Annotated in this window: 23 protein-coding genes; 18 read left to right on the plus strand and 5 right to left on the minus strand. The window is 44.3% G+C overall.

The window, feature by feature from the left end:
• Positions 1–10: 10 nt before the first annotated feature.
• From H571_RS0102940 to H571_RS0102965, 6 genes are all read left to right on the plus strand, one after another.
• On the plus strand, positions 11–2,104 hold the full coding sequence (locus H571_RS0102940) for a chemotaxis protein CheA (protein ID WP_027848004.1): 2,094 nt from the start codon (positions 11–13) through the stop codon (positions 2,102–2,104).
• 30 nt (positions 2,105–2,134) lie between these two features.
• Positions 2,135–3,319, plus strand: a complete 1,185-nt coding sequence (locus H571_RS0102945; RefSeq protein WP_027848005.1) for a protein-glutamate methylesterase/protein-glutamine glutaminase — start codon at positions 2,135–2,137, stop codon at positions 3,317–3,319.
• Between the two features lie 30 nt (positions 3,320–3,349).
• Positions 3,350–4,159 (plus strand): ParA family protein, encoded by an 810-nt coding sequence (locus H571_RS14000; protein ID WP_051168105.1) that lies wholly within the window; start codon positions 3,350–3,352, stop codon positions 4,157–4,159.
• Positions 4,159–5,124 (plus strand): chemotaxis protein CheW, encoded by a 966-nt coding sequence (locus tag H571_RS14005; protein WP_051168106.1) that lies wholly within the window; start codon positions 4,159–4,161, stop codon positions 5,122–5,124. Before H571_RS14000 ends, H571_RS14005 begins: the two co-directional genes overlap by 1 nt.
• Before the next feature lie 112 nt (positions 5,125–5,236).
• Positions 5,237–5,725 carry a chemotaxis protein CheW gene (locus H571_RS0102960; protein WP_027848006.1) on the plus strand — a complete coding sequence of 163 codons (489 nt, stop codon included), beginning with the start codon at positions 5,237–5,239 and terminating at the stop codon, positions 5,723–5,725.
• Positions 5,725–6,177: a DUF2802 domain-containing protein gene (locus H571_RS0102965; protein WP_027848007.1), complete on the plus strand. Its 453-nt coding sequence runs from the start codon at positions 5,725–5,727 to the stop codon at positions 6,175–6,177. The genes H571_RS0102960 and H571_RS0102965 overlap by 1 nt, the downstream gene beginning before the upstream one ends.
• Before the next feature lies 1 nt (position 6,178).
• Here the strand turns inward: H571_RS0102965 and H571_RS0102970 are convergent, their stop codons facing one another.
• Both H571_RS0102970 and H571_RS0102975 read right to left on the minus strand, forming a co-directional pair.
• The gene (locus H571_RS0102970; RefSeq protein WP_027848008.1) at positions 6,179–6,472 is read right to left on the minus strand and encodes an EscU/YscU/HrcU family type III secretion system export apparatus switch protein; all 294 of its coding nucleotides are present in this window, start codon (positions 6,470–6,472) and stop codon (positions 6,179–6,181) included.
• 1 nt (position 6,473) lies between these two features.
• Positions 6,474–8,090: a flagellar hook-length control protein FliK gene (locus H571_RS0102975; protein ID WP_027848009.1), complete on the minus strand. Its 1,617-nt coding sequence runs from the start codon at positions 8,088–8,090 to the stop codon at positions 6,474–6,476.
• 112 nt (positions 8,091–8,202) lie between these two features.
• On the opposite strand from H571_RS0102975, the gene ccmA reads away from it, so the two are divergent.
• From ccmA to ligA, 12 genes are all read left to right on the plus strand, one after another.
• Complete coding sequence (gene ccmA / locus H571_RS0102980) at positions 8,203–8,853, plus strand: cytochrome c biogenesis heme-transporting ATPase CcmA (RefSeq protein WP_342664327.1); 651 nt, start codon at positions 8,203–8,205, stop codon at positions 8,851–8,853.
• Entirely contained in the window at positions 8,850–9,596 is a 747-nt protein-coding gene (gene ccmB, locus H571_RS0102985) for a heme exporter protein CcmB (protein ID WP_027848011.1), read from the plus strand. The genes ccmA and ccmB overlap by 4 nt, the downstream gene beginning before the upstream one ends.
• A 22-nt stretch (positions 9,597–9,618) precedes the next feature.
• Positions 9,619–10,368, plus strand: coding sequence for a heme ABC transporter permease (locus H571_RS0102990; protein ID WP_027848012.1), 750 nt, complete (start codon positions 9,619–9,621; stop codon positions 10,366–10,368).
• A gap of 3 nt (positions 10,369–10,371) precedes the next feature.
• Positions 10,372–10,554 (plus strand): heme exporter protein CcmD, encoded by a 183-nt coding sequence (gene ccmD, locus H571_RS0102995; protein ID WP_027848013.1) that lies wholly within the window; start codon positions 10,372–10,374, stop codon positions 10,552–10,554.
• A gap of 30 nt (positions 10,555–10,584) precedes the next feature.
• Positions 10,585–11,055, plus strand: coding sequence for a cytochrome c maturation protein CcmE (ccmE, locus tag H571_RS0103000; protein WP_027848014.1), 471 nt, complete (start codon positions 10,585–10,587; stop codon positions 11,053–11,055).
• Between the two features lie 31 nt (positions 11,056–11,086).
• A complete protein-coding gene (locus H571_RS0103005) occupies positions 11,087–13,063 on the plus strand; it encodes a heme lyase CcmF/NrfE family subunit (RefSeq protein ID WP_027848015.1) in 1,977 nt (658 codons plus the stop codon).
• A 1-nt stretch (position 13,064) separates the two neighbouring features.
• Positions 13,065–13,604, plus strand: coding sequence for a DsbE family thiol:disulfide interchange protein (locus H571_RS0103010; protein WP_027848016.1), 540 nt, complete (start codon positions 13,065–13,067; stop codon positions 13,602–13,604).
• Entirely contained in the window at positions 13,586–14,095 is a 510-nt protein-coding gene (locus H571_RS14010) for a cytochrome c-type biogenesis protein (RefSeq protein WP_051168108.1), read from the plus strand. The genes H571_RS0103010 and H571_RS14010 overlap by 19 nt, the downstream gene beginning before the upstream one ends.
• The gene (gene ccmI / locus H571_RS0103020; RefSeq protein WP_027848017.1) at positions 14,092–15,312 is read left to right on the plus strand and encodes a c-type cytochrome biogenesis protein CcmI; all 1,221 of its coding nucleotides are present in this window, start codon (positions 14,092–14,094) and stop codon (positions 15,310–15,312) included. Before H571_RS14010 ends, ccmI begins: the two co-directional genes overlap by 4 nt.
• Positions 15,313–15,341: 29 nt before the next feature.
• Positions 15,342–18,866: a chromosome segregation protein SMC gene (gene smc, locus H571_RS0103025; RefSeq protein WP_027848018.1), complete on the plus strand. Its 3,525-nt coding sequence runs from the start codon at positions 15,342–15,344 to the stop codon at positions 18,864–18,866.
• A 70-nt stretch (positions 18,867–18,936) separates the two neighbouring features.
• On the plus strand, positions 18,937–20,226 hold the full coding sequence (locus tag H571_RS0103030) for a cell division protein ZipA (RefSeq protein ID WP_027848019.1): 1,290 nt from the start codon (positions 18,937–18,939) through the stop codon (positions 20,224–20,226).
• 14 nt (positions 20,227–20,240) lie between these two features.
• Entirely contained in the window at positions 20,241–22,301 is a 2,061-nt protein-coding gene (gene ligA / locus H571_RS0103035) for an NAD-dependent DNA ligase LigA (RefSeq protein WP_027848020.1), read from the plus strand.
• Positions 22,302–22,309: 8 nt separating this feature from the next.
• Here the strand turns inward: ligA and H571_RS0103040 are convergent, their stop codons facing one another.
• From H571_RS0103040 to H571_RS0103050, 3 genes are all read right to left on the minus strand, one after another.
• Positions 22,310–22,810: a hypothetical protein gene (locus tag H571_RS0103040; protein WP_027848021.1), complete on the minus strand. Its 501-nt coding sequence runs from the start codon at positions 22,808–22,810 to the stop codon at positions 22,310–22,312.
• Between the two features lie 67 nt (positions 22,811–22,877).
• The gene (locus H571_RS0103045) at positions 22,878–23,492 is read right to left on the minus strand and encodes a YitT family protein (RefSeq protein WP_027848022.1); all 615 of its coding nucleotides are present in this window, start codon (positions 23,490–23,492) and stop codon (positions 22,878–22,880) included.
• Positions 23,489–26,344, minus strand: coding sequence for a valine--tRNA ligase (locus H571_RS0103050; protein WP_036217321.1), 2,856 nt, complete (start codon positions 26,342–26,344; stop codon positions 23,489–23,491). Before H571_RS0103050 ends, H571_RS0103045 begins: the two co-directional genes overlap by 4 nt.
• Between the last annotated feature and the right edge of the window lie 18 nt (positions 26,345–26,362).

The raw sequence follows: 26,362 nt of genomic DNA on the forward strand, positions 1-26,362 counted from the left end.
GAGCCGATGGATGAGTCTCGACGCAGATCAGGATATTCTGCAGGATTTCCTTGTAGAAGCTGGTGAAATCCTGGAACTACTTTCAGAGCAGTTGGTGGATTTGGAGCAGTCTCCAAATGACCCTGACTTACTTAATGCTATTTTCCGTGGATTCCATACCGTAAAGGGTGGTGCTGGTTTTTTACAAATCACTCCCCTAGTCGAATGCTGTCATAACGCTGAAAACGTATTTGATACGCTTAGAAAAAATCAACGCCAGGTTACACCTGAATTAATGGATACAGTGCTTAGTGCGCTAGATGCTGTTAATGAGATGTTTGAAACAGTACGCTCGGATGAAATGCCTGGTGATGCTGACCCCGCCCTAATTGAAGCGCTTGCCTACTATGCTCAGCCAGAAGGTGAAGAGACAGGCAGTCCACCTAATGAAGAATCAGCAAGCCAAGAGGTAGGTTCAGCCAACGAAGCTGTTGAAGCTGCTGATGGCGACATTACCGATGCTGAGTTTGAAAGTTTACTTAATGCTTTAAGCCCTGAAGATCGTGCTGCGATGGAAAAAGAAGCGCAAGCACCTCAAGCCGCAGAACCCGCCACTAGCGATGAAATTACTGAAGATGAATTTGATGCCCTGCTAGATGAACTTCATGGCAAGGGTAAGGGTCCAGGCGTTGCACCAGCGAGTAAGCCTGAAACTAGCACTGCAGCAAGTGATGAAATTACAGAAGACGAATTTGATGCTTTGCTAGACCAGTTGCATGGTAAAGGCAAAGGTCCAGGTGTAGTTAAGTCGGAAGCTAAGCCTCAAGCCAAACCTGAGGCCAAACCTGAGGCCAAACCAGCCTCTAAAGCTGTAGCTACTAGCAAGCCAGCTGCAGCACCACCAGCAGTTGCTGCTAAGCCGCCAGCACGTAAAGAGGCTGTAGCCGATACGACGGTTCGTGTTGATACTTCGCGCCTTGATGAAATAATGAACATGGTCGGTGAGTTGGTGCTAGTACGTAATCGCCTTGTTCGTTTAGGCTCTGACAGTGCCGATGCTGAGCTAGCAAAAGCAGTAGGTAACCTAGATGTAGTTACTGCTGACTTGCAAAGTTCAGTAATGAAAACGCGTATGCAGCCCATTAAAAAGGTGTTTGGTCGCTTCCCAAGAATTATTCGCGATTTATCCCGCTCCATGAAAAAAGAAATGGTTCTGGAAATGATCGGTGAAGATACCGACCTAGATAAAAACCTAGTAGAAGCGCTAGCCGACCCCTTGGTTCACTTAGTTCGTAACTCTGCAGATCATGGTATAGAAATGCCAGATGTGCGTGAAAAAAATGGCAAAGATCGTGTAGGTAAGGTCATTCTATCTGCCGAGCAAGAAGGTGATCATATTCTGCTAACCATCGCTGATGATGGTGCTGGTATGGACCCTGAAGTGCTCAAACGTAAAGCAGTAGAAAAGGGTCAGTTAGATCAAGATGCAGCCGACCGACTCACCGATCAAGAAGCATTTAACTTAATTTTTGCAGCCGGTCTTACCACCAAAGAAGTTGCTTCAGATGTTTCTGGTCGTGGTGTAGGCATGGATGTTGTTAAAACAAAAATTTCGCAGCTTAACGGTACACTTAACGTTTGGTCTGAGTTAGGCAAGGGCAGTAAGATTATTATCAAGGTGCCGCTAACCCTTGCGATTATGCCAACACTTATGATCAAGCTACAAGATCAAACTTTTGCGTTACCTTTGGTTAACGTCAATGAGATTTTCCAGTTAGATGTATCACGTGCAAACAAGATAGATGGTCATGAGGTCATTATTATCCGTGACCGAACCTTGCCACTCTTCTACCTACGCCGTTGGTTAGTTAGAGATCCTGCTAAACGCGAGATTTCTAAAGAAGAAATGAAAGAAGCACACGTAGTTGTGGTTGCTATAGGTAATCAGCAGGTAGGCTTTGTGGTTGATGACTTAATTGGTCAGGAAGAAGTGGTTATTAAGCCCTTGGGCACTATGCTGCATGGCACCCCAGGTTTAGCTGGTGCAACCATAACTGGTGATGGCCGTATAGCTTTAATACTCGATATTCCGGGCTTGTTGAATCATTATACAGGTCGTCGCTGAGTTGGTTATGAATAGGTTTGGGAGATAAAAATGCCAATCACCGTTCTGGTGGTTGATGATTCAGGTTTTTTTAGACGAAGGGTTTGTGAGTTGTTAGAAACAGACCCACGTTTACAGGCTATAGGTACAGCATCTAATGGCCGTGAAGCTGTTGAAAAAACACTTTCACTCAAACCTGATGTCATCACGATGGATTATGAAATGCCGGTTATGGATGGTATTTCTGCGGTTCGCGAAATCATGGCAAAACAACCGACGCCAGTACTTATGTTCTCTTCACTAACACATGAAGGTGCAAGAGTAACCTTAGATGCCTTAGAAGCGGGTGCTGTCGATTATCTGCCAAAAAACTTTGAAGACATTTCACGCAATATAGAGAAAATGGCGCGTGTATTGTGTGAGCGCCTGCTAACAGTTGCCAAAAGTGGTGTTGGGCAAACCAATACAAGACCAATAAAAACAGCAGGCACTCCTAGGCCTATACCAGAAGTTAAATCTGCAAAGCCAGAAACAAAGCGTTTAAGCCTTGCAGAGCGTATAGCTGCAAGACGTGAAGATGCAAAGAAAAGTCAGCAGCAATTACAAGTTGAGCGTGCCGCGGCAAAAGCTAACCTTGTGCCTGCACCTAAACCTAAGCCCCAACCACGTCATTTTTCTTTATTGATGATAGGTACCTCGACAGGTGGGCCTATGGCTTTGCAAACGGTATTAACTAAGCTACCTGCTAACTTCCCTGCACCTATTGTTTTAATTCAACACATGCCTTCCACTTTTACTGGTGCTTTTGCAGAGAGACTTAATAGTCTTTGTAAAATTGAAGTAAGAGAAGCAAAAGATGGTGATCAACTAAAGCCTGGCTTAGCCTTGTTAGCACCGGGTGGCAAGCAAATGATGATCGACAAACGGGGTGGTGGTTCAGTTAGAATACTCGATGGTGATGAGCGTTTAAATTATAAACCAAGTGTTGATATAACTTTTGGCTCAGGAGCTAAGGTTTACCCTGGAAAGGTGCTTGGTGTAATCTTGACAGGCATGGGTTCAGACGGCAAAGAAGGTGCTCGTATGTTAAAAGAAACGGGTTCTGTTGTCTGGTCGCAAGATGAAGTAAGCTCTGTTATCTATGGCATGCCTATGGCAATTGCTAAGGCTGGATTAGCCGATGAGATAATCAACCTTGCGGATATTTCCGATAAGTTAATAAGTGACGTCACCTGATTTAGGTGATCAACAGGAGTTAAATCAGGTATGCATGTCTGGGCAGTCGCTAATCAAAAGGGTGGTGTTGGCAAAACAACAACAGCAGTGACGCTCGGCGGCATTCTTGCGGATCGAGGTCATCAGGTTTTGTTGCTTGATTTAGACCCGCACGGCTCACTTACCAGTTACTTTAAATACGACCCTGATAGCGTTGAAAAAAGTGTGTATGACCTATTTCAACACAAGCAAATTCCAGAATCTTTGCCGGCTAGCTTGCTGCTAGATACAGGCCATGATCGTATGAAGATTATGGCCGCCTCCACTGCCTTAGCAACACTTGAGCGCCAAATGAGTGGTAAAGGTGGCATGGGTTTGGTTATAGCAAAATCCTTAGCACAATTATGGAATCGTTTTGATTATGTGTTAATTGATAGCCCACCTGTACTCGGTTTGCTAATGATTAATGCCTTGGCAGCCTGTGAGCAACTAATTATTCCAGTGCAGACTGAGTTCTTAGCCATTAAAGGTTTAGAGCGCATGATGCGTACATTAAAAATGATTAATAAAGCACGTAAACAGGGCTTACCTTACACTGTTGTGCCTACGCTTTATGATCGACGCACACAAGCTTCAATTCAAAGTCTGCGCTTGCTTCGTAATACCTATGGCGATGTCATTTGGCACTCTATGGTTCCTGTTGATACTAAGTTTCGTGATGCCAGTGTGGTTGGTATGCCTGCTTCTATGTTAGACCCTAATAGTCGTGGTGTGCATGCCTACACAGTGCTGCTCAAGTTCTTACAAGAAAAAGAAGCAGAGTTACGTAAGCAAGGTGTTATTGGTAAGGAGGATAGCTAATGAGTTGGCAAGATACTCCTCAGCAAGCAATAGAAGATTATTTAGAAGCCTTGTTGCATGATGATTTAACCGATGACAACCCAGTAGAAGAAAAAGCTGCTGGACGTCAAGAGCAAGAAGAATCTTTACAAGCACGCCAGCTAAGCGAATCTATGTTGGCATTTCAACAGGCTCCTAAAACACCAGCAGAAGCGTTAGCTAGACCTGTTCAGCTAGATGAACCTTCCGTTCAGCCACAGGTCATTTTGCCTAATTTAAAACTCCCAGAGGTTGAGCCTGCTGTAGAAACTTTAGCCGATGTTGTTCAAGAAATTGAAACTGCACAAGAGGTGGTTCAGCCGCTAGTAGAGCCTAAAATAGAAGAAAAGGTTAAAGTTGAACCTAAGCCAGCGGTTAAAGTTACCAGTAAAGAAAAACAAGTAGAAACACCCGCAGCGGGTCAGCCACCTTCTCCACCAGGTTGGAAGGATGGTCGCCCTGTTTGGGCGCAGGAGCGCTTTGAATGTCTGTTATTTAAAGTTAAAGGCCTAACGCTTGCAGTACCCTTGGTAGAGTTAGGCGGTATTATTAAAATTGAGAAGCAACCAACGCCACTTTTTGGTCAGCCTAGTTGGTTTATAGGAATGTTGCGCAACAATAATATGAATGTATCCATGGTAGACACAGCGCAATGGGTACTACCGCCAGCTTTAGTAGAAAAAAACCAAGACCCTTATAAACTGATTATTCGTATTCATAACAGTACTTGGGGCTTGGCCTGTAACGAGGTTGATCGCTCTATTAGCTTAAAGCCTGAGCAAGTGCGCTGGCGTACAACCTTGGGTAAACGCCCTTGGTTAGCTGGAACAGTAATAGAGCATATGTGTGCTTTAATTGACGTTGCAGCCTTTGACCGACTACTAAAAGAAGGTCATGGTGATTTAGAACCTGCTAACTTAGCCGCACTGAACAACCTAGATGACTAATAAGGTTTATTTAGATTAAGAGTTTATTGCCTAGGTACTATTTTTAATGCCCTAGGTGTATTAGCATTAACATTAATGGGTGTTCCCCCAATATGAACTAAAGGATTGAGCCATGTCTAGCCCACAAAAATTTCAGGCTGAAAGTGCCACTGATTTGGTACTCCAGTATGTTACCTTTCGCCTAGCAGAAGAAACCTATGGCATTAATGTCATGATGGTTCAAGAAGTGCTGCGCTACTCAGAAATTGCACCTGTGCCTGGTGCACCTGATTACGTATTAGGCATTATTAACCTGCGCGGTAATGTTGTTACGGTAATCGATACGCGTCAGCGTTTTGGATTACCTGCTAGTGAAGTAACCGATTCCACTCGAATTATGATTATTGAAGCAGATCAACAGGTGGTTGGTATAATGGTCGATTCCGTGGCTGAAGTGGTCTACCTAAAACAGTCCGAAATTGAAACGGCACCTAATGTTGGTAACGATGAAAGCGCTAAGTTTATTCAGGGCGTTTGCAACAAAAACAATGAACTACTCATCCTGGTTGAACTTGACAAGCTGATGTCAGAAGAAGAGTGGTCTGAACTGGCGGCAATTTAATGACATTACCTACGATTGGTTGGTTTGAGCTACTAGCCCTCTTGTTGGCCACTCTAGGTTTTATTATGGCGCTTATTTGTTATTCAAATTTACGCCAACTGAAGCAAAAACTAGTTGAGGCACGCCAAGAAACCCATCTGCTAGTTAAAGCCTTACGCAATGAAACTCATGCCATGGGTAGTGGTGCTATCGGTGTGGGTCAGCGTTTGGTTGAAGTTGAAAAGCGCCTTAATTCAACTATGGAAAGACAAATGGAATTTGAACAGCGTGATCCTGGCAGTCTTCCCTATGCCTATGCTGTTCGCCTAGTTGAAATGGGTGCTTCAGCAGAAGATTTAATTAACAACTGCGGCCTTGCGCGTGTTGAAGCAGAGTTAATTACCTTGGTTCACTCAGAGCTTAAAGCCCAAAAAGAACACCCCCACCAAGAAGAGCGTTATGCCTATAACTAGCTTATTTACCGCTAGTTTTACTGCGCAATGTATCTAAGTCATAAATAAAAGATAGAACTTCAGCAATTGCTAAATAAAGCAGTTCTGGAATTTCATCACCTAAGTCTAAATGTGCCAAAGCAGCTGCCAGTTCAGGATCTTCATGAATTGGAATATTATGCTCAGCAGCAATTGCCATAATTCTTTCTGCAGTTTCCGCATTACCCTTAGCCGTAAGTCTTGGTGCACCTAAACCATCATATTGAAGTGCTACTGCAGTTTTAGGGCGGGTAAAGTTTTTTCTATCAAGTCGCATACTAAATCCGTGTATCAATAATTTGTTGGTGGCCAGCTTTTTTTATGGTGGGTGGTGGTTCGCCTAAATGGCAAGCAACTTCTTCTACATCTGCACCGATACGCCTTAAACGTGCAGCCAGTAACTCGGCTTGGTTTTTAATAGGTAGGTAAGATTCTTCAGCTTCAACCCAAATATCTGCCTTCAAATGCTCATCTTTTAGGCGTAGTAAGGTATGAATTTTGCCCCAGTTTTTAAGTGTAAAACTTAAGTTAACTTCCCAACTACGGGTTTTCTTTTCTACTTCTTCAAGAGCCGCTTCGGCTTCTTTTTCTTCTATCCAGCGGCGTATTTCTAACTGAGCCTGAAACCATTCACCTCTAACAGAATAGGGTAAATCCATTTGAATAACCTGAGCTGGTTGTCCTCGTTCATGTGTAGCTTGGCTAGCTTGTAGGCTGGTTTGTTGAAGTACTTGAATTCGCGACTCTGCACTTTGTACTTGCTGTGCTAGCTGCTGCATAGCCTGTTGTTGACGAGGTGTTGAATCACCTGTAGTTGCAAGCCCTTGGCGCAGTAAACTACTGGCTTGTTGTAGTAATAGCTTTAAATCACCGCCCGCTGGATTAGTTTGTACACCTCTAAGCAGGTTGGCTTCTAACAATAAACCACTAAAAGGAATAAATTGCTGCAAGCTGCTAGCGGAAGGCGTTTGGTTGCCTTGCGGGATTAGTTTTAATGCCTCACCTAACTGAGTTGTTAGGCTAGCAAGCAGTTTGGCTGTTGGGGTGGCTTGGGTAGCAGCAGAAGTGGTAGTACTTGTATTGCTAGTGGCTAGCGGTGCAGGTGCAGAAGTAGTACTGCTCAGTTGACGAACCAATTGGCTAAGTTGCTGCATAGACTGAGCTAAAGGTGCTTGCCTAGGTAAAGCATGGCGCAACTGTGCACTGGCACTTGCAAGCAAGGTTTCAAGGCTTGAAGGAGTAGCTGTTGAAGTTCTGCTGGCTGTGCTAGGTAGGGCTGTTAGAGGTGATTTTATTTGATCTAGTAGCTGCAAAGTTTCTCGGTTTAGCGAGCGTAATTCTAAACCGCCTTGTAGGCTAGCATTCAAATGGACTTGGCTGGAAATGGGTAGCGGACGGTCAGACACTAAGCTGACTTGTTGGCCGGAACTTAGTTTTAAACGAAGGGTATAACCTTGACCACTTGCAGGTTGGCTAGCTAGCACTTCAGCTCGACTTGCTTGCCCTGCTTGTAAAGGGAGTGTTTGCCCTGTCGCTAAGGAAACTTTCATTGCTGGTAGCTGGCTTATTAGGCTGGTGGCAAGCTGTTGCCTAGCCGCTTGTGACAAGACCCTAACTTCAACCTGACCTTCAGTACGCCCCATAAGTTGTAATTGCTGGCCTTCTGGAAAGGGTTTGTCCGCAATTAAGTTGAGTTGCTGGCCATTACTTAGCTGAACCTGTACACGGTAACCCTGCCCCTGTTGTAAAGGCTCACTAGATAAAACTTGCCCAGTTGTTGACTGACCAGGTGATAAAACAGGCCGACCCTCAGTTGCTAAAGTCGTTGTTCCGCTTGTCCTTATTAGGCTACTCGATTCATTTGAGGTTGGCGGTGTTTGCGGTAATCCCTGCATAGGCTTATCTCCTTAAAGCGTTAGTGCTGCTTGTAGCTGGGTAGCGGTTTAAGCTGGATCATAGTAAAGTGTACGCCCTATTTATACTGCATTTTTGTAAGGTTCTCCTGCTTTGATTAAAACATCAACCAAAAGCACTTCTGCTCTACTAACAGCTCGCAAGGTATCTTGTATGCGAGATGAGCGGTTGCTTTTTGATGATTTAAGTTTCGATCTTTATGCAGGTGAATTATTGCAGCTAGAAGGTCCTAATGGGGCAGGAAAAACCAGCTTGTTACGTTTGCTAGCAGGACTATTGCCTTTTAATGAAGGCGAACTCTTTTGGCAAGGACATAACATTAATACCTGCCGTGACAACTTTTACCAGTCTATGTTGTTTATAGGCCACCTAGCTGGTATTAAAGCCGAGCTTTCTCCCTTAGAAAACCTTCACTGGTTTGCAGCTTTAGAAGGCATCAAAGACGAAACCTTACTTGATAACGCATTAAGCCAAGTGGGTTTAGCAGGCTATGAAGACCAGCCTTGTCACCAGCTATCAGCAGGGCAAAAGCGCCGTGTAGCCTTAGCTCGCTTAACTTTTACTCAGCGCTCAGTATGGTTACTTGATGAACCCTTCACCGCCCTAGATAAAACTGCCGTTGCTTCAGTAGAAAACCTGCTTATTAAGCATAGCCAAGCAGGCGGTGCAGTTATATTAACGAGTCATCATGCACTTGAAGAGTTACCAGGCTTAAAAAAGCTAACCCTAGGTGAAGTGACATGAACCAAATAAATAATGAAAAGCCTGCGGCTTTTTGTCGCCTAACACGTGAAGCAGTGAACTCCTCAAGTTTAATTGGTGTCTTTGTAGCGGCTTTAAAGCGTGAGTGGCAACTTCAAGTACGTCGTAAGGGCGATTTAATCAACCCCTTGGTTTTCTTTGCTTTGGTGGTCGTGCTTTTTCCGTTAGGTGTGTCGCCTACTGCAGAAATTTTGGCACCCGTTGCGCCAGGAGTGCTTTGGGTGGCTGCCTTGCTAGCTGTACTAATGTCGCTCGATGCTTTGTTTCGACCCGATTTGCAGGATGGTTCGCTTGAGCAGCTGCTAGTCTGTGGCTATTCTGTGGCACCTTTAAGTCTAGCTAAAGTTTTAGTGCACTGGTTGTTAAGTTGTGTGCCACTTGTTTTGTTAGCACCTTTATTGGGAATAATGCTCTACTTACCTTGGCAGGCTCAAGGCGTACTCATGCTTTCTTTGTTGTTAGGTAGTTTAGCGCTGAGCTTAGTTGGTGCTATAGGTGCGGCTTTAACTACCGGGTTAGGTAAATCAGGCGTATTAATGACCCTGCTAGTTTTACCTTTTTATATGCCAGTGCTTATCTTTGGTACTGGTGCAATGCAGGCTGCTATTAATGGGCATACTGCCCTTGCCCACTTAGCTTTATTGGCTGCTTTGGCGCTAGTAGCCTTAGCTTTATCGCCCTGGGCAATTGCAGCAGCATTAAGAATTGCTGTTTCTGGTGAATAACTTTTAAGGCAGGTAATGGAACGTGTGGAACTGGCTGAAAACACTTTATCATCGTCTAGGATCGCCCAAGTGGTTTTACCAAATAACCGGTAAGTGGCTGCCTTGGTTTGCTATGAGTAGCTTGTTATTGCTTGGTTTAGGTTTGGTGCTAGGCCTTGCGTATGCACCTATGGATTACCAGCAGGGCAATAGTTTCCGCATTATGTACATTCATGTACCTGCTGCTTTTTTAGCCCAGTCTGTGTATATGATGATGGCTGCTGCTGGCGTAGTGCTGCTCGTTTGGAAAATGAAAATGGCCGATGTGGTTGCTCAAGCACTTGCACCTATAGGCGCAATCATGACTTTCATTTCTTTAGTTACTGGTGCTATCTGGGGAATGCCAACCTGGGGAACTTGGTGGATGTGGGATGCACGTTTAACTTCCATGTTAATTTTATTTTTTCTTTATTTAGGTGTTATGGCTTTGCGAGAAGCCCTTAGTCCCCAAGAGGTTGCTGCTAAAGCTTGTGCATTGCTTGCTATAGTAGGTGTTATTAATATTCCAATTATTAAATACTCGGTGGATTGGTGGTACACCCTGCATCAGCCAGCCAGTATTAAATTAACCGAAAAACCGGCTATGCCTGCTTCCATGTACTTGCCACTGCTATTTATGGTGTTGGGTTTTTACGCTCTACTAGGTTGGTCAGTGTTGTTGCGTGCCAGAGCTGAAGTGCTGCGCCGTGAAGCTAAATCTGGCTGGGTACGTGAATTACTGAAGGATAAATGAACTATGTATTTTAATAGCTTGTCTGACTTCATCAATATGGGTGGTCATGGGCTTTATGTTTGGAGCTCTTACGCACTAACCTTGGTGTTACTGCTCTCTAGCGTTTTACTACCTTGGCTTAATTTAAAGCGTACCCGTAAACAACTGAGCCGCCAATTAGCAAGGGAAGCGGCAAGGACTAAATAACTCTTTTATAGCCTATTGAGGTAGTAACTTATGACTCCTAAACGTAAACAAAAACTGATGCTCATTGGTTTAATGGTGGGTGGTTTGTCTTTGGCTATAGGCTTAACACTCTATGCGCTTAGTTCAAACATTAACCTCTTTTATGCACCTACTCAGATAGTGGCTGGTGAGGCGCCAGAAGGTGCTGAGATTCGTGCCGGTGGTATGGTGGTTGAGGGCAGTGTTGAGCGAGACACTCAAAGTATGAAAGTGCGTTTTGCAGTAACTGACTATAACCAAGAAATTTGGATTAACTACGAAAAAATCTTACCCGACTTATTTCGTGAAGGTCAGGGTGTTGTTGCTGTGGGGCGTTTAAATGACCAAGGCGAGCTAATGGCTAGCCAGGTTTTAGCACGCCATGATGAAAACTATATGCCGCCAGAAGTTGCTGAAGCCCTTAAGCTTGCAGGTGAAATGCCAGAAGCAGCCCCTTTTATACGTGACACCTCAAACAAGTAACAGAGTTCGTTAACTAATCAGGAAGTTTTTGATGGAAGTTCTTTATTTACCAGAGTTCGGTCAATTTGCACTGATTCTAGCCTTAGCTATGGCTTGTGTGCAGGCATTTTTACCCCTTATTGGTAGCTTTACACGCCAACCTTTATGGTTAGCCTATGCGCAGCCAGCAGCTTGGGCGCAGTTTACTCTGTTAGCGATTAGTTTTGTTTTACTCAGTCTCAGTTTTTTGTTTGATGATTTTAGCCTTGCCTACACGGCAGCCAATTCTAACTCAGCCTTACCTTGGTTTTATAAGCTGAGCGCTGTTTGGGGAGCGCATGAGGGTTCTTTGTTACTTTGGCTGCTTATTCTAGCTGGCTGGACTTTTGCTGTATCCCTTAGTCGTGGCTTACCTGCAGAAGTGCTGGCTAGGGTGTTGTCTGTTTTAGGTTTTGTAAGTGTTGGTATGCTGCTGTTTGTCGTTTTTACTTCTAACCCCTTTGATCGCATTTTGCCCCGTATTCCAGTAGACGGTGCTGACCTTAACCCGCTCTTACAAGACCCAGGTCTAATTTTTCATCCGCCTCTGTTGTATATGGGTTACGTGGGTTTTGCTGTTACCTTTGCTTTTGCATTGGCAGCCCTTTGGTCGGGCCAACTAGATTCTGCTTGGGCTCGCTGGAGCCGTCCTTGGACAACCAGTGCTTGGGCATTTTTAACCGTTGGTATTGCGCTAGGTTCTTGGTGGGCTTATTACGAACTGGGTTGGGGTGGTTGGTGGTTTTGGGACCCCGTTGAAAATGCTTCCTTAATGCCTTGGTTAACGGGTACGGCCTTAATGCACTCGTTAGCCATTACTGAAAAACGAGGTGTGTTCAAAAGCTGGACTTTACTGTTAGCTATTTTCACCTTCTCATTAAGTTTGGTGGGCTTCTTCTTGGTGCGCTCTGGTGTACTTAATTCAGTACATGCTTTTGCCAATGACCCTGAGCGGGGTTTCTTCCTACTTATTTTGTTGGCAGTTACCGTGGGTGCATCGTTATTAGTCTATGCCCTGAGAGTGCCCAACTTAAAAGCCCGAGTTAGCTATTCTTTGTTATCTAAAGATGTTCTGCTGTTAGCTAACAATCTAATCTTGGTTATTGCATCCATTATGGTGCTGCTAGGTACACTTTATCCGCTAATTTTAGATGCTCTTGGTTCGGGTAAAATATCAGTTGGTCCTCCCTACTTTAATGCTCTGTTTGTTCCTTTAATGCTTTTGTTAGGCGTATTTATGGGCTTGGGTCTTTTAACAGATTGGAAACAAATGCAGTGGCAAAAACTCAAGAAAAAAATCTGGTTAGCCGGCGTAATAACGCTGGTACTAGGTTTTGCTGTTTTACCTTGGGTTTATGATGGCGAATGGCACTTGTACGTAGCCTTGGGCTTAACCTTGGTCTTATGGATCTTCACCACCAGTTTTAGAGATTTGTGGGAAGCTTCACGTACTAAAAAAGGTTGGTTGGGCATTAGTCGTAGCCGTTTAGGTATGTTCTTTGGTCATATAGGTGCAGCACTTATTGTGCTAGGCGTGACTATGGTTTCTAACTATGGTGAAGAGCGTGATTTGCGTATGCAAATTGATCAGCCTGTGGAAGTTAAAGGCTATCAATTTACGCTTAAAAAACTAATTCACCGTGAAGGGCCTAACTATATTGCTGACCGTGCCATTGTTGAAGTACACAACCCTAAAGGACGTTTAATTAATACACTGACACCAGAAAAGCGTTTGTACACTGTGCGCGGTATGCCTATGACTCAAGTAGCCATAGAGTGGGGTTTTCTAAAAGACATCTATGTAGCTATGGGTGAAGAGTTAACTGCCGATGCTTGGGCAATGCGTGTACATTACAAGCCCTTTGTACGCTGGTTGTGGTTGGGCGCTTTAATTGCGGCTTTAGGTGGTGTGCTGGCCATTACTGACCGCCGTTATTCCAGCAAAAAAGCACAAGAACAGCTAACAGCTATCAATAAAGGAGGCGTGTAAAGTGAAGCGCTTTTTACTTTTTCTTCCTTTAATTGTTTTTCTACTAGTGGGTATTTTTCTTTACAAAGGGTTAAGTATGGATCCTTCTGCTAGAGAGTCAGCCCTAATAGGGCAGCCACTACCTGAATTTAGTTTGCCTAGGCTAACTAACCCGAATCTGCTTGTTACGCGTGAAGACTTAATTGGTGAAGTTTTTTTGCTTAATGTTTGGGGTAGCTGGTGTCCTAGTTGTTATGACGAACATGAAGAAATTGTTCGTATGGCACAAGCTGGCGTACCCATTGTCGGCTTGAACTACAAGGATGAACCAGCTAAAGCTTTTCGCTACCTAAGCCAGTTAGGAAATCCTTACACCCAAATATTGGTAGAAGAAGATGGTTTGCGAGAATTAGCTTTTAATTTAGGTGTGTACGGTGCACCAGAAACCTTCTTAATTGATAGTGAAGGCATTGTTCGCTACCACCTTGCTGGGGTAATTACTCCGCAACTGGTAGATCAAGTCATTATGCCAGAGGTGCAGAAATGGCAAAAAAATCGATAATTTTTCTATTATTTCTTTTGCTGAGCGCAACTAGCCAAGCAGCAATCGAACTTTATGACTTTAGTGACGATAGTTACCGCCTACGCTATAAAGAAGTAGGTGGGCAGTTACGCTGCCCTAAATGCGAGAACCAAAGCATTGCTGACTCTAACTCACCCAGTGCCTATGATATGCGCCAAGAGCTTTATAGGCTTTTAGAAGAAGGCAAAACGGACCAGCAAATTTTTGATTTTATGGTTCAGCGCTTTGGTGACTATGTGCTTTATAATCCACCCATGCGTAGTGATACCTGGTTATTATGGTATCTACCTCCTGCATTGGTCTTTTTAGGTTTGCTGCTAGCTTTTTTTCTTGTGCGCAGTCGTAAGTCCTCCCACTCAACGGCAAAAATGTCTTTATCAGAAAGACAGTTACGCATTCAAAAAATCCTTGAGTTAGAAAAAAACGCAGACCCAACCCTATCTTCATCGAATACTAAGGAATCCAAATGACCTCCTTATGGATCGGCCTCTTTCTACTAGCTGCTTTAGCAGCATTATTTTTAATTTGGCCATTATTGCGTAGAGAAAAATTAACCAAACAGCTGTTAGCCCAGCAACATGCCCGTCAATTAGCCAACATTACTCTCTACCGCCAAAAGCTAGCCCAGCTAGACCTAGATTTAGAAGAAGGTCGTATAGAAGAAGATGCTTTCCCACAAATGAAAGCAGAAATAGAAGACCTCTTGCTAGATGATGCGGATATTCGCCAACAAAAAACTTGGCACAGCCCAAGTAGTTTTTTCAAAAAAACAGCACTAGTTGTTGTTATCGGTGCTGTACTAGGAACCTCCTTCCTGCTTTATGAGCGTATTGGTGGACGCTTAGGTTTGGAATCTTGGTATGCACAACAGCAACTAATTGAAGAAGGTCGTAAGGATTTTGGTAGCCTGCTAAGGCGCTTAGAAGAAACCGTAGCAGCCAACCCAGACGATACTCAGGGCTGGTCATTATTGGCACGTGTTTACCTAGACTTAGGCCAACTAGAAAAAGGTGCTGAAGCTATAGGTGAGATTATTCGCATTGAAGGTACCAGTGCAATGTTGTTAGCTCAACAGGCACAAGCCCTTTACTTTGCAGATGGTCAGCGTTTAAGTGAGCGGGTACAAAGCCTAATAGATCAAGCCTTGGAGGTTGACCCTAAAGACCCAGCAACCCTAAGTTTATTAGGTATGGCAGCCTACCAACAGCAAGACTGGGAGGCAGCACGTGTTTATTGGGAGGCCGCTTTACCACGTGCTAGCGGTATAGAAGCAGATGAATCCTTACGTGAAGGCATTGCCGATGTACGTCAGCGCTTAGGAATGGAGCCACTAACTGCAAGTGGACCACAATTTATTGTTAACCTAAAGCTTAGTAATGCTGCCAGCTTGCTAGCCGACCCACGAGCTACAGTATTTGTTTTTGCTCAGCCTGTGGGGGGGGCTGGTGCGCCCTTAGCTGCAACACGTATTAAAGTAAGTGACTTACCCACCAGCTTAGTGCTTAGTGATGAACAAGCCATGATGCCACAAAACAACCTTTCTTCTGCAAAGCAGGTAGTTATTCAAGCGCGTATTGCAATAGGTGGTACACCTCAAGCACAAGAAGGCGATTGGCAAGGACAAACACAAGTACTAAATGTTGATGGGCAGCAGCGTGTTGAACTAGAAATTAATCAACAGTTGTAAGCAAATAACCTCGTTAGGTACTTACACTCATGCGTCTAAAATCCATCAACTTGGCGGGGTTTAAGTCTTTTGTAGACCCCACTAGGGTGAGTTTTAAAAGCAATATGACAGCGATTGTTGGGCCAAATGGCTGCGGCAAATCCAATGTTATAGATGCTGTACGCTGGGTAATGGGTGAATCTTCTGCTAAATACCTACGTGGCGAATCGATGACGGACGTTATTTTTAACGGCTCACGTAACCGAAAGCCTGTAGGACAAGCATCTATTGAACTTCTCTTTGACAACCGCTCAGGCAAAATGGGCGGTGCTTATGCCCAATATGCTGAAATTTCAGTAAAGCGAGTGGTTACCCGTGATGCACAATCAAATTACCTACTTAATGGCACTAAATGTCGCCGCCGTGATATAACCGATCTCTTCCTTGGCACAGGTTTAGGGGCAAGAAGCTACGCCATTATTGAACAAGGTATGATTTCTCGTTTAATTGAGGCGCGTCCTGAAGAGTTACGTGTTTACCTTGAAGAAGCGGCAGGTATTTCTAAATATAAAGAACGCCGCCGTGAAACCGAAAATCGCATTAAACGAACACAAGAAAACCTAGAACGCTTAAGTGATATTCGAGAAGAATTAGGCAAGCAATTAGAGCGTTTGGGTCGTCAAGCTGAAGCGGCAAGACGCTACCAACAATTAAAAGCCAGTGAACGTCGCCTGAAATCCGAATTAGCCGTTTTGCGCTGGCGAGAACTTGATCACCAGCTAGCCAGCCTACTAGAACAGCTAGCCGAATTAGAGCTAGAGCAAGAAGCCTGCTTAGTCAGTTTAAGGCAGGGTGAGGCTAGGTTAGAATCCAGTCGTGAACGCCAAGCAGAAGCCAGTGATGCGCTAGACATAGCACAAAAACTTCTGACTGAAACCAGTTTGCAAATTGCGCGCCTAGAGCAAGGTTTACAACATCGTCAACAACGTGAAAGACAGCTGCAAGCTGAATTAGAAGCGTTAAGCCAGCAACAACGCAAAGCAGAAGAAGATGAGCAGTTAGATCAAGAGCAGCTACTAGCCTTACAAGAAGAGCTGGCTGAAACAGAACCACTTGTTGAAGAACTGGCTGAATTAGAAACTATCGAACAAGAAGCTCTTGATAGCCTAGAAGAAAAGCTTCATCAACTAGAACTAACTTGGGATAGTTTTGTTGCTGGCGCAGAAAAAGACCAACGTGAAGCAGCCTTAGCTCAAGCCCGTATTCAACAGCATGAACGTAACCTACAGAACTTAGCAGAGCGCCGTACTCGATTAGAAACGCAGCAGCAAAGCTTAGCTAATCTAGAAGAAGAACAAGCTCAGCTAGAAGACTTAAGCCTAGAGCAGCAAGCAGTTCAAGAGCGCTTATTGCAACTAGAAACAAATGAAGAAAGCCTGCGTGAACAACGCACTGAAAAGCAAGAAGAGCAAAAACAGCTGCGTCAGCGCTTAAATCAGCAAACCAGCCAATTTCAGCAGCAGCAAGGCCGTCTAGCTTCGTTGCAAGCCTTGCAACAAGCTGAATTAGAAGGGCAAGATGCAGAGCTAGATGCTTGGTTAAAAAACCAAGGTTTAACCAGCTGGTCGCGTTTAGGTGAAGTATTAGAAATTGAAGCAGGTTGGGAAAAAGCAGTTGAAGTGGCCCTAGCCAATTCTTTAGCTGCTTTATTAAGTGAAGTACCGCTAGATAAAAACCTCACTCAGCGACTAGCCAGCTTGCCCGTAGGCAATCTTTTGGTTTACCAGCAAGCCAGCACTATAATAAATAACTTACCCACAGACAGTTTACTCAACAAAATTCGTAACCCAAACAAGTTACCAGCCAGTTTAGCTCAGCAGTTGGCCAACATAAAAACCGCAACCAACCTAGCAGAAGCACTAACACAACAGCAAAATTTGAGTGGAGTATTTAGCCTAATAACCGCTCAAGGTGAACAGGTTTTTGCTGATGGTATGCTATTGCAAGCAGCAACAGCACAAACAACGGGTATGCTCGCCAGACAGCAAGAAATACGCCGCCTAGAAGAGCAGCAGTCCCTCTTAGAAGAAGCGTTAAATGAACTAGAGTTTCAAGAGGCCAGTTGTTTAGAAGCTATAGAAAAGTGTGAGCAAAAGCTGGTGCAGCTTCAACAAGAGACTAGGCCTTTACAAACTCAGTTAGCAGCGCTAGGCAGCAAGCAAGCCAGCTTGCAAACAAAGGTTAAGCATAACCAGCAGCGCAGTGAACAGTTACAAGATGAATTGAGCCAATTAATCAAAGAAAGTTTAAGCTTGCAAGAAAGCTTACAAGAAGACAAAGAAGCTTGGCAGCTATCCCTTCTACAAGTAGAAGCTAACCTTGAGCAGCGTGAAGATCAGCAGCAAGGGCGAGAAATGCTACGTCAGCAGCGTGAAGCAGGTCGGCAACAGCTTCGTCTCAAGCAACAGGCATTACAAGAAGCCAGACTAAGCCAACAACAACTGCTTACTAAAGAGCAGGCAAGACACCAAGCAATACAGCGACTAGCCGAACAGCGCCAAGCTCAGCAAGAAAAATACCAAGATTTACTCCTAGAGCTAGAAGCTGCAAGAGAGCCAGGTGATGAGCAAACAGATCAATTAGATGCCTTGCTAGAAAAACATCAGCAGCAAGAGCAGCAGGTACAAGCGTTGCGTCAAATACAACAGCTAGCCCAGCAAGAACAGCGAGAGCTAGAAGCACAACGTAGCCAACAAGATAAAACGCTAGATAGACTCCGTGGCTTATTAGAAGCACAACGCCTAAAACAACAAAGCCTAATGGTTAAACGAGACAGCCACTTAGAGCAGTTGCGGGAATTAGAAACTACCCTACGTGAAGTTATGGAACACCTACCAGAAGACGCATTAGAGTCACGCTGGCAGGCAGACCTAGAAGATACCCAAGCAAGAATTCGTCGTTTAGGTGCGATTAACCTAGCTGCCATAGAAGAATACGACCAACAGGCAGAACGTAAAGATTATTTAGATGCACAAAATGATGAATTAGAAGATGCACTTAATACACTAGACACAGCAATACGACGTATAGATAAAGAAACGCGATTACGTTTTAAAGAAACTTTTGAAAAGGTTAATCAAGGTTTACAAGCGCTCTTCCCACGTATTTTTGGTGGTGGTAGTGCTTGGTTACAACTAACGGGCGATAACCTACTAGAGACAGGTGTTGCTATAATGGCGCGCCCACCAGGAAAAAAGAATGCCACAATTCATCTACTATCGGGTGGCGAAAAAGCTTTAACTGCTTTAGCCTTGGTTTTTTCAATATTTGAACTTAACCCAGCGCCTTTTTGTATGCTTGACGAAGTTGATGCACCACTTGATGATGCTAACGTTGGACGCTATGCACGTTTAGTAAAAGAAATGTCTGAACGAATACAATTTATTTATATTACACACAATAAACAAGCCATGGAGAGTGCAGAGCAGCTGATGGGTGTCACCATGCAAGAACCAGGCGTCTCTAGATTAGTGAGTGTTGATCTAGAAGAAGCTTCTGCTATGGTCGCCAATTAAGCAATTTTACTGTAACCAATAGCAAATATTGGTAAGCTTCTCGGTTTTATGGTTCAAGGGCAAGGGTTATATGGGTCTGCAAGAAGGTTTAATGCTGCTTGGTGCAGTGGTTTTTCTATTAGTACTCCTAGATGCGATACGTCGTAAGCGTGCGGCCGCACGCCGTGAAAATGATGGTTATGAAGACCCAGAAGAGCAAGAACGCCGTGCTCAATTAGCGCGAGAACTACCCAGTTTAGCGCTAGATGGTAAAAAGCCTTCATCGCAACAAGGCTTAGACCCACTATTTGATGATATTGATATCTTTGATGATGATCCTATTCCTGTACTGCGCAATAAACAGCAGCTCCCCAATATAGACAAGCAACCCTCACAGCCCAGTGAGTTAGATACTAACCCTCTAGACTCTCAAGCACCTTCTTTAAATGAAGAAAGCTTGATTCCAGAAGATTCTAATACGTATGAACCACAAAATACTGGCTCTGAAAATGAAGAAGAACTAGCCTGGGATAAAATGCGCCGCATGTTTTCTGTCGACCCTGCTTTTGCAGAAGCCTCACGAACGTCTATGGAAATGCAGCAAAAAGAACTGCAACAACTGCAAGAAAAGAAAAACAGCCTAGCTAAAGAACAGCAAGAAGAAGCACGTTTTGAACAACAAGCAACAGAAGTTGCAGCAAATAAAACCAGTAGAGCAGTAGTGAAAGATAACCTGGATGACCTGGTAGAACTAGAACACCCAAGCATTAAACAGCCTACAAAAGAAGCGTCTGTAGCTGAATCAAAAGTAAGAAAAGTTGCAGATGAAACCCTAGCCCAGCCCAAAGAAGCTGAAATTGACCCTGAAGAACAAGAGCAAACCTTGCGAACCGCTTTATTAACCAGTTTAGAAAAAAGTGCTTGGGGTGGCTCTGAGATCTTCTTAACCATTAATGTAAATGCACCGGAAGACAAGCCCTTTATAGGCAGTCACCTTTGTCAATTTATGGATATGATTGGCATGAAGCTAAGCGAAAGTGGCTTTTACCATTACATTGAAGAAAAAGATGCTCAGTCCTACCTAGGTTACTCTTTGGTGAATATGTTTTCGCCCGGTAATTTTGATCCTAACACAGAAGAAGACTTTGTTACTGCTGGCGTAGTCTTGGTTATGCCCTTGCCTAATACACCTTTACCTATGGCTGTTTTTGAGCGAATGCTAGCCACGGCTAGGGTAATGGAAAAAAACTGGGGTGCAGATTTGCAGGATGAGCAACGTAGCAATTTAACCCAGCAAACGATAGAACATTACCGCCAAACCATTAAAGATTTTGAGTACCAAACACGCATTAATGCCAAAAAAGCTGGGAAAATTAAATAGCGACGACCAAAGCCATGACTCAACTTCAAACACAGCTTGCAGATTTACGCCAGCAACTCAACGAACATAGCTACCGTTATTATGTGTTAGATGACCCAAGCTTGCCTGATGCCGAATACGATCGCCTGTTTCGACAGCTTCAAGAACTAGAAGCCAAACACCCTGAATTAGTTACCAGCGATTCACCTACTCAAAGAGTTGGCTCAACGCCTTTAAGCGACTTTCCTAGCATTAGCCACCAAGTACCTATGTTATCGCTAGGTAATGTGTTTGATGCTGAAGGCTTGCAGGCCTTTGTAAAGCGGGTAGAAAGAGAACTGGCTGATTTAGGTCGTGCTGTTATAGGCGAAGAAGGTAAGGAAGGCGAGCAATTAGAATTTTGCTGCGAACCCAAGTTAGATGGCTTGGCAGTGAGTTTGCTATACCAAAATGGCCAGCTAATACAAGGCGTAACCCGTGGCGATGGCCAAACCGGCGAAGGCATTACTGAAAATTTAAAAACCCTGCGCTCTATTCCGCTTAGCCTACGTTCTGCTGACAACCAGCCATTGCCAGAGTTGCTAGAGGTTAGGGGTGAAGTTTATATGCCGCGTTCGGCTTTTGAAGCCATGAATGAGCAAGCACGCCTAGCCGATGAAAAAACCTTTGCTAACCCACGCAATGCCGCAGCAGGTAGTTTAAGACAGTTAGACTCACGCATTACCGCCACCCGCCCTTTAGAATTTACTGCTTACCAAGTAGCGCAAATTAGCCAAGACTTTGCTGTGAAAACCCACGAAAAAGCCATGCAAGCACTTAAAAATTGGGGCTTTAAAATTAGCCCCGATTTAAAAGTCGTTAAAGGCTATACGGGTTTACAGAGTTTTTGTGATGAGCTAGCTGCCAAACGTGACCAGTTACCCTACGATATTGATGGTGCTGTTTTAAAAATTAATGATTTACGCCTGCAAGCAGAGCTAGGTTTTCGTGCTAGAGAACCCCGTTGGGCAACTTCGTTTAAATACCCAGCGCAAGAAGAAATTACTCGCCTGTTAGATGTTGAGTTCCAAGTGGGCAGAACCGGTGTTGTAACGCCTGTCGCACGCCTAGCGCCAGTGCAGGTAGCCGGTGTGACGGTTGCTAATGCCACGCTACACAATATGGATGAGATTGCTCGCTTAGAAGTACGCTTTGGCGATACAGTGATTATTCGCCGTGCTGGTGATGTGATTCCGCAAATTGTACGAGTCGTGCTTGAGCAGCGCCCTACAAATACGCAAAGCATAATTATGCCCACCAGCTGCCCAATTTGTGATTCGCATGTTGAGCGTGCTGAAGGTGAAGCCGCTTACCGTTGCACCGGTGGGCTTTATTGCCCAGCCCAGCGCAAAGAAGCCATTAAACACTTTGCTAGTCGTAAAGCGTTTGATATCGAAGGCTTGGGCGTTAAGTTAATCGACCAGCTAGTTGATAATGAACTGGTTAAAAGCCCTGCTGATTTGTACAAATTAAAAGTTGAACAGCTAGCCAACCTAGAGCGCATGGCAGAAAAATCAGCTAATAATCTGCTTGAAGCTTTAGAAGTAAGTAAAAAAACCACCCTAGCTCGCTTTATTTATGCGCTAGGTATTAGAGAAGTAGGTGAAGCTACTGCTGCTAATTTAGCCCGCTATTTTGGTCAGCTAGAAACCTTAAAGCAGGCGAGTATTGAGCAGCTATTAGAAGTGGATGATGTGGGGCCGATAGTTGCCCAGCATATTTATGCATTTTTTAATGAGCCGCATAATCTAACGACTTTAGACGATTTATTAGCCCAAGGTATTCACTGGCCAGAAACTCAAGTAAGGCGTGAAGACTTACCCTTAACAGGGCAAACTTGGGTGTTAACCGGCAGTATGCAAAGCCTAACTCGTGACCAAGCCAAAGAAAAGCTTGAAGCCTTAGGCGCAAAAGTAGCGGGTAGCGTTTCTAAAAAAACCAGCCAGCTAGTAGCAGGTGAAGCAGCGGGTTCTAAGCTTACTAGGGCAGAAAGCCTAGGCGTGCCAGTAATGGATGAGCAACAACTGTTAGAGTTATTAGCCAGTCATACCAACTAGATACTTAGCTAAAGCAGCAGTTCGGCAAAGCTAGATGCTTGTTCTGCTGTTAATGGCTCTTCTTTTAAATCTTCAATTAAGCTATTCATTGTAGATAAAAGAGCACTATTTAAAGCATTAATTTGGGTTTGGATTTGTGCTGCCTGTAAATCTTTTTGTTCTTCTGAAATATTGTTATTAGCCATCACTTTTTTAAGCGCTTGCTCTAGCTTACGCAGCTCTTCTTTCAGCTCATGAATTCTTTTTAAATGGTCTTTGATTTTGGTGGGTAAATCACTTTTATCAATCGCTTCCTTTTTCTTTTCAAGGCGTGACTTGTTTTTAGCCTCTTCAGATAGATGAAGATAAATGCGCTTATTTTCTTTAGCTGCACTATCTTCTGGTGCTACTCGTGACCTGGTTAAAGAATCATTAGTCATCGTGGTACTAGTGCCAGCCTGTGCTTTAATGGTGTTAGCTTGTTTAGAATTAGCTAAACGAAGTGAGTCAGAAGAAAAAGTTAAAGGCATCTGATATATGCTCCCTGCTAATAATTGACTAACTAACCTATCGGCTAAATAATAAAATAATTAAGAACTAACTTATTCCCTGATAACGCCCTTGTTTGTGGTTAAGGGTAAGAATCATATTCAGCACTGCGGCACCAGTAATGGATAAGAGCACTTTATCTAAAGGCAGTACCATAATTGCTAGCATGACTATGACTAAATCTACGCCCATCTGAAATTTGCCTGCGCGTATATTAAAGCGGTCTTGCAGGTAGAGCGCCAAAATATTGATGCCACCTAGGCTGGCGCGGTGACGAAATAGCAGTAACATTCCTAACCCTAAACACATACCACCTAAAGCAGCGGCATAGATGGGGTTAAGGTATTCAAATTGAATCCAGATGGGTGTTATTTCAGTTAATAGAGAAACTAAACCCACGGCACAAAAAGTGCGTAGGGTAAATTTCCAGCCCATTTGTAAATAAGCCAGTAGGTAAAAAGGTAGGTTAAGCATAAAAAATACCGGACCAAAACCCCATTCGGTCAGGTATTTAATTAAGAAAGCTAAACCGGCGGTGCTGCCGGTGAGTAGTTCGGCTTGGCTATAAAAGGTAATACCCAAAGCCACCAAAGGGGTGGCAGTGAGTAAGGCTAAAGCGTCTTCCAGCAAGCTGTGTTGCTGGTTGCTGCTTTTATCTATCATAGGCTTTTAAGCTGTTCTTGCTGTTCCTTCAGCTTGCTAGCCGTTGCTTTGGCTTGGTCTATCTTCGCCTGTTCTTTAGCAACGACTTCCGCTGGCGCTTTGCTAACAAAGGCTTCATTGCTAAGTTTCTTTTCGGTACGCTCTATCTCTTGCTGCAACTTAGCAATTTCTTTATCTAAGCGAGCAATTTCAGCATCCTTGTCGATAAAACCCGCTAAGGGTAAATGCACTTCCATTTTGCCAACTAGGTGCATGGCGCTCATGGGTAGTTCGCTGGCTAGTTCAACACTTTCTAGCTTGGCAAGTTTCTGTAAGAAGATACGGTTATCGGCCAAACGGCGCTGGTCTTCTTCGCCTGCGTTGTTAATTAAAATAGGCAAAGCAACTGCTGGTGAAATGTTGTTGGTTGCACGCAGTTCACGTACCGCCAAAATCACCCCTTTCACCCATTCAATATCGCTAACCGCAGCGGCATCAATTTTTGCTTCATTTGCCACAGGCCAGGTTGCTAGCATCAGGGAAGCGCCTTCAACGCCAGCTAAAGGTTTAACCCGCTGCCAAATTTCTTCGGTAATAAAGGGAATCATAGGATGACCAAGGCGCAACAGAGTTTCTAATACTCTAACCAAGGTGCGGCGTGTGCCACGTAAACGTGCAGCAGGCGAGGTTTCATCCCAAAGTACAGGCTTAGAAAGTTCTAAATACCAGTCGCAATAGTCATGCCATACAAACTCATAAAAAGCATTGGCAGCCAAGTCAAAACGGTAGTTTTCTAAATGGCGGGTTACGGTGCTTTCGGTTTCTTGTAAGCGTGAAATAATCCAACGGTCGGCTAGGGTTAGCTCGATTTCTGCTGTTTCATCTAAACCACAGTCTTCATTTTCAGTATTACTAAGTACGTAGCGTGCTGCATTCCAAATTTTATTACAGAAATTACGGTAGCCTTCTAGGCGTTTCATATCCCAGTTAATATCACGGCCAGTGCTTGCCATGGCTAGTAGGGTGAAGCGCAGCGCATCGGTACCGTGTGCGCTAATGCCATCGGGGAAGGCTTTTTTAGTTTGCTTGGCAATTTTTTCGGCTAACTGGGGCTGCATTAAACCGCTGGTGCGTTTTTCTAACAGCGCAGGCAGGTCTATACCGTCAATCATATCTAAAGGATCAAGCACGTTGCCCTTAGATTTAGACATTTTTTGACCGTTATCATCACGAATTAAGCCGGTGACATAAACGGTTTTAAACGGCACTTGGTCAGTAAATTTAAGGGTTAGCATTATCATGCGTGCTACCCAGAAGAAAATAATATCAAAGCCGGTGACTAGTACGCTGCTAGGGTGAAAGGTTTCTAAATCAGGCGTTTGTTCTGGCCAACCTTGGGTGCCAAAAGTCCATAAACCAGAGCTAAACCAAGTGTCCAGCACATCGGTATCTTGTTCGAGTTTAAGTGATGCGTCTAAGCTGTACTTGCTGCGAGCTTCTTCTTCAGAGGCTGCCACATAAATATTGCCTTCTGCATCGTACCAAGCTGGAACACGGTGACCCCACCAAAGCTGGCGAGAAATGCACCAGTCTTGAATATCACGCATCCAAGAGAAATACATGTTTTCATACTGCTTGGGTACAAATTGAATATCGCCATTTTCTACGGCTTTAATGGCCGGCTCGGCTAAGGGCGCAATTTTTACAAACCACTGGTCGGTTAACAGCGGCTCAATCACGACACCGGAACGGTCGCCATAGGGAAGGGTGTTGTTTACTTGTTCTACTTTTTCAAGCAGGCCTAGTTCGTCCATAGCTACAACGAGACTTTTACGGGCAACAAAACGGTCTAGGCCATGAAAAGCTTCGGGTAGGCTGGCATCCACCTCAGTATTAGTGCTGCCATCCATATTATAAACTTCAGCTTCTTCACGAATTGCGGCATCTTGGGTTAGCACATTAATTAATGGCTGGTTATGGCGCTTACCGACCTGATAGTCATTAAAATCATGCGCTGGGGTGATTTTTACGCAACCTGAACCCTTATCCATTTCAGCATGGTCATCGGCCACAATCGGAATACGACGACCGACCAGCGGTAAAATAATATCTTTGCCAATAACTGAAGCGTAGCGTTCATCTTTAGGGTTAACCGCAACACAGGTATCGCCTAATAAGGTTTCTGGGCGGGTAGTAGCAACCACTAGGTAATCTTTGCCGTCAGCGGTGGTGACACCATCGGCTAGTGGGTAGCGGAAATGCCAAAAGTTACCCTGTTGTTCTTTGTTTTCGACTTCTAAATCAGAAATGGCAGTGTGTAAGGTTGGGTCCCAGTTGACTAGGCGTTTGCCACGGTAAATTAAGCCTTCATCGTATAAACGAATAAAAACCTCTTGAACGGCTTTATAAAAGCCATCGTCCATAGTAAAGCGTTCTCGTTCCCAGTCGACTGAAGCACCTAGGCGGCGTAGCTGGTTGGTAATGTTACCGCCCGATTCTTCTTTCCATTCCCAAACTTTTTCTAGGAATTTATCACGGCCCAGGTCATGGCGTGTTTTGCCTTCTTCGGCGGCAACTTTACGTTCAACCAGCATTTGCGTGGCGATACCTGCGTGGTCGGTACCCACTTGCCAGAGGGTGTTTTTTTGCTGCATACGTTGCCAGCGGGTAAGGGCATCCATAATGGAATCTTGGAAGGCATGACCCATGTGCAGGCTGCCGGTGACGTTAGGTGGTGGAATCATAATACTAAAGGCTTCGCCCTGACCGGAGGGACGAAAGTAACCGAGTTGTTCCCATTCTTTAGCCCAACGCTTTTCTATTTCGGCGGGCTGATAGGTTTTATCAAGAGAGGCTTCTGGCTTAGTGGTCATGAGGATTCCGTAGATTGC

Source organism: Marinospirillum minutulum DSM 6287, from assembly GCF_000422325.1.
GTDB lineage: Bacteria > Pseudomonadota > Gammaproteobacteria > Pseudomonadales > Halomonadaceae > Marinospirillum > Marinospirillum minutulum.

Coding starts and splice junctions, on each gene's coding strand:
- H571_RS0102940 (WP_027848004.1), top strand. CDS start 11: ATGAGTCTCGACGCAGATCAGGATATTCTGCAGGATTTCCTTGTAGAA.
- H571_RS0102945 (WP_027848005.1), top strand. CDS start 2,135: ATGCCAATCACCGTTCTGGTGGTTGATGATTCAGGTTTTTTTAGACGA.
- H571_RS14000 (WP_051168105.1), top strand. CDS start 3,350: ATGCATGTCTGGGCAGTCGCTAATCAAAAGGGTGGTGTTGGCAAAACA.
- H571_RS14005 (WP_051168106.1), top strand. CDS start 4,159: ATGAGTTGGCAAGATACTCCTCAGCAAGCAATAGAAGATTATTTAGAA.
- H571_RS0102960 (WP_027848006.1), top strand. CDS start 5,237: ATGTCTAGCCCACAAAAATTTCAGGCTGAAAGTGCCACTGATTTGGTA.
- H571_RS0102965 (WP_027848007.1), top strand. CDS start 5,725: ATGACATTACCTACGATTGGTTGGTTTGAGCTACTAGCCCTCTTGTTG.
- H571_RS0102970 (WP_027848008.1), bottom strand. CDS start 6,472: ATGCGACTTGATAGAAAAAACTTTACCCGCCCTAAAACTGCAGTAGCA.
- H571_RS0102975 (WP_027848009.1), bottom strand. CDS start 8,090: ATGCAGGGATTACCGCAAACACCGCCAACCTCAAATGAATCGAGTAGC.
- ccmB (WP_027848011.1), top strand. CDS start 8,850: ATGAACCAAATAAATAATGAAAAGCCTGCGGCTTTTTGTCGCCTAACA.
- ccmD (WP_027848013.1), top strand. CDS start 10,372: ATGTATTTTAATAGCTTGTCTGACTTCATCAATATGGGTGGTCATGGG.
- ccmE (WP_027848014.1), top strand. CDS start 10,585: ATGACTCCTAAACGTAAACAAAAACTGATGCTCATTGGTTTAATGGTG.
- H571_RS0103005 (WP_027848015.1), top strand. CDS start 11,087: ATGGAAGTTCTTTATTTACCAGAGTTCGGTCAATTTGCACTGATTCTA.
- H571_RS14010 (WP_051168108.1), top strand. CDS start 13,586: ATGGCAAAAAAATCGATAATTTTTCTATTATTTCTTTTGCTGAGCGCA.
- ccmI (WP_027848017.1), top strand. CDS start 14,092: ATGACCTCCTTATGGATCGGCCTCTTTCTACTAGCTGCTTTAGCAGCA.
- smc (WP_027848018.1), top strand. CDS start 15,342: ATGCGTCTAAAATCCATCAACTTGGCGGGGTTTAAGTCTTTTGTAGAC.
- H571_RS0103030 (WP_027848019.1), top strand. CDS start 18,937: ATGGGTCTGCAAGAAGGTTTAATGCTGCTTGGTGCAGTGGTTTTTCTA.
- ligA (WP_027848020.1), top strand. CDS start 20,241: ATGACTCAACTTCAAACACAGCTTGCAGATTTACGCCAGCAACTCAAC.
- H571_RS0103040 (WP_027848021.1), bottom strand. CDS start 22,810: ATGCCTTTAACTTTTTCTTCTGACTCACTTCGTTTAGCTAATTCTAAA.
- H571_RS0103045 (WP_027848022.1), bottom strand. CDS start 23,492: ATGATAGATAAAAGCAGCAACCAGCAACACAGCTTGCTGGAAGACGCT.
- H571_RS0103050 (WP_036217321.1), bottom strand. CDS start 26,344: ATGACCACTAAGCCAGAAGCCTCTCTTGATAAAACCTATCAGCCCGCC.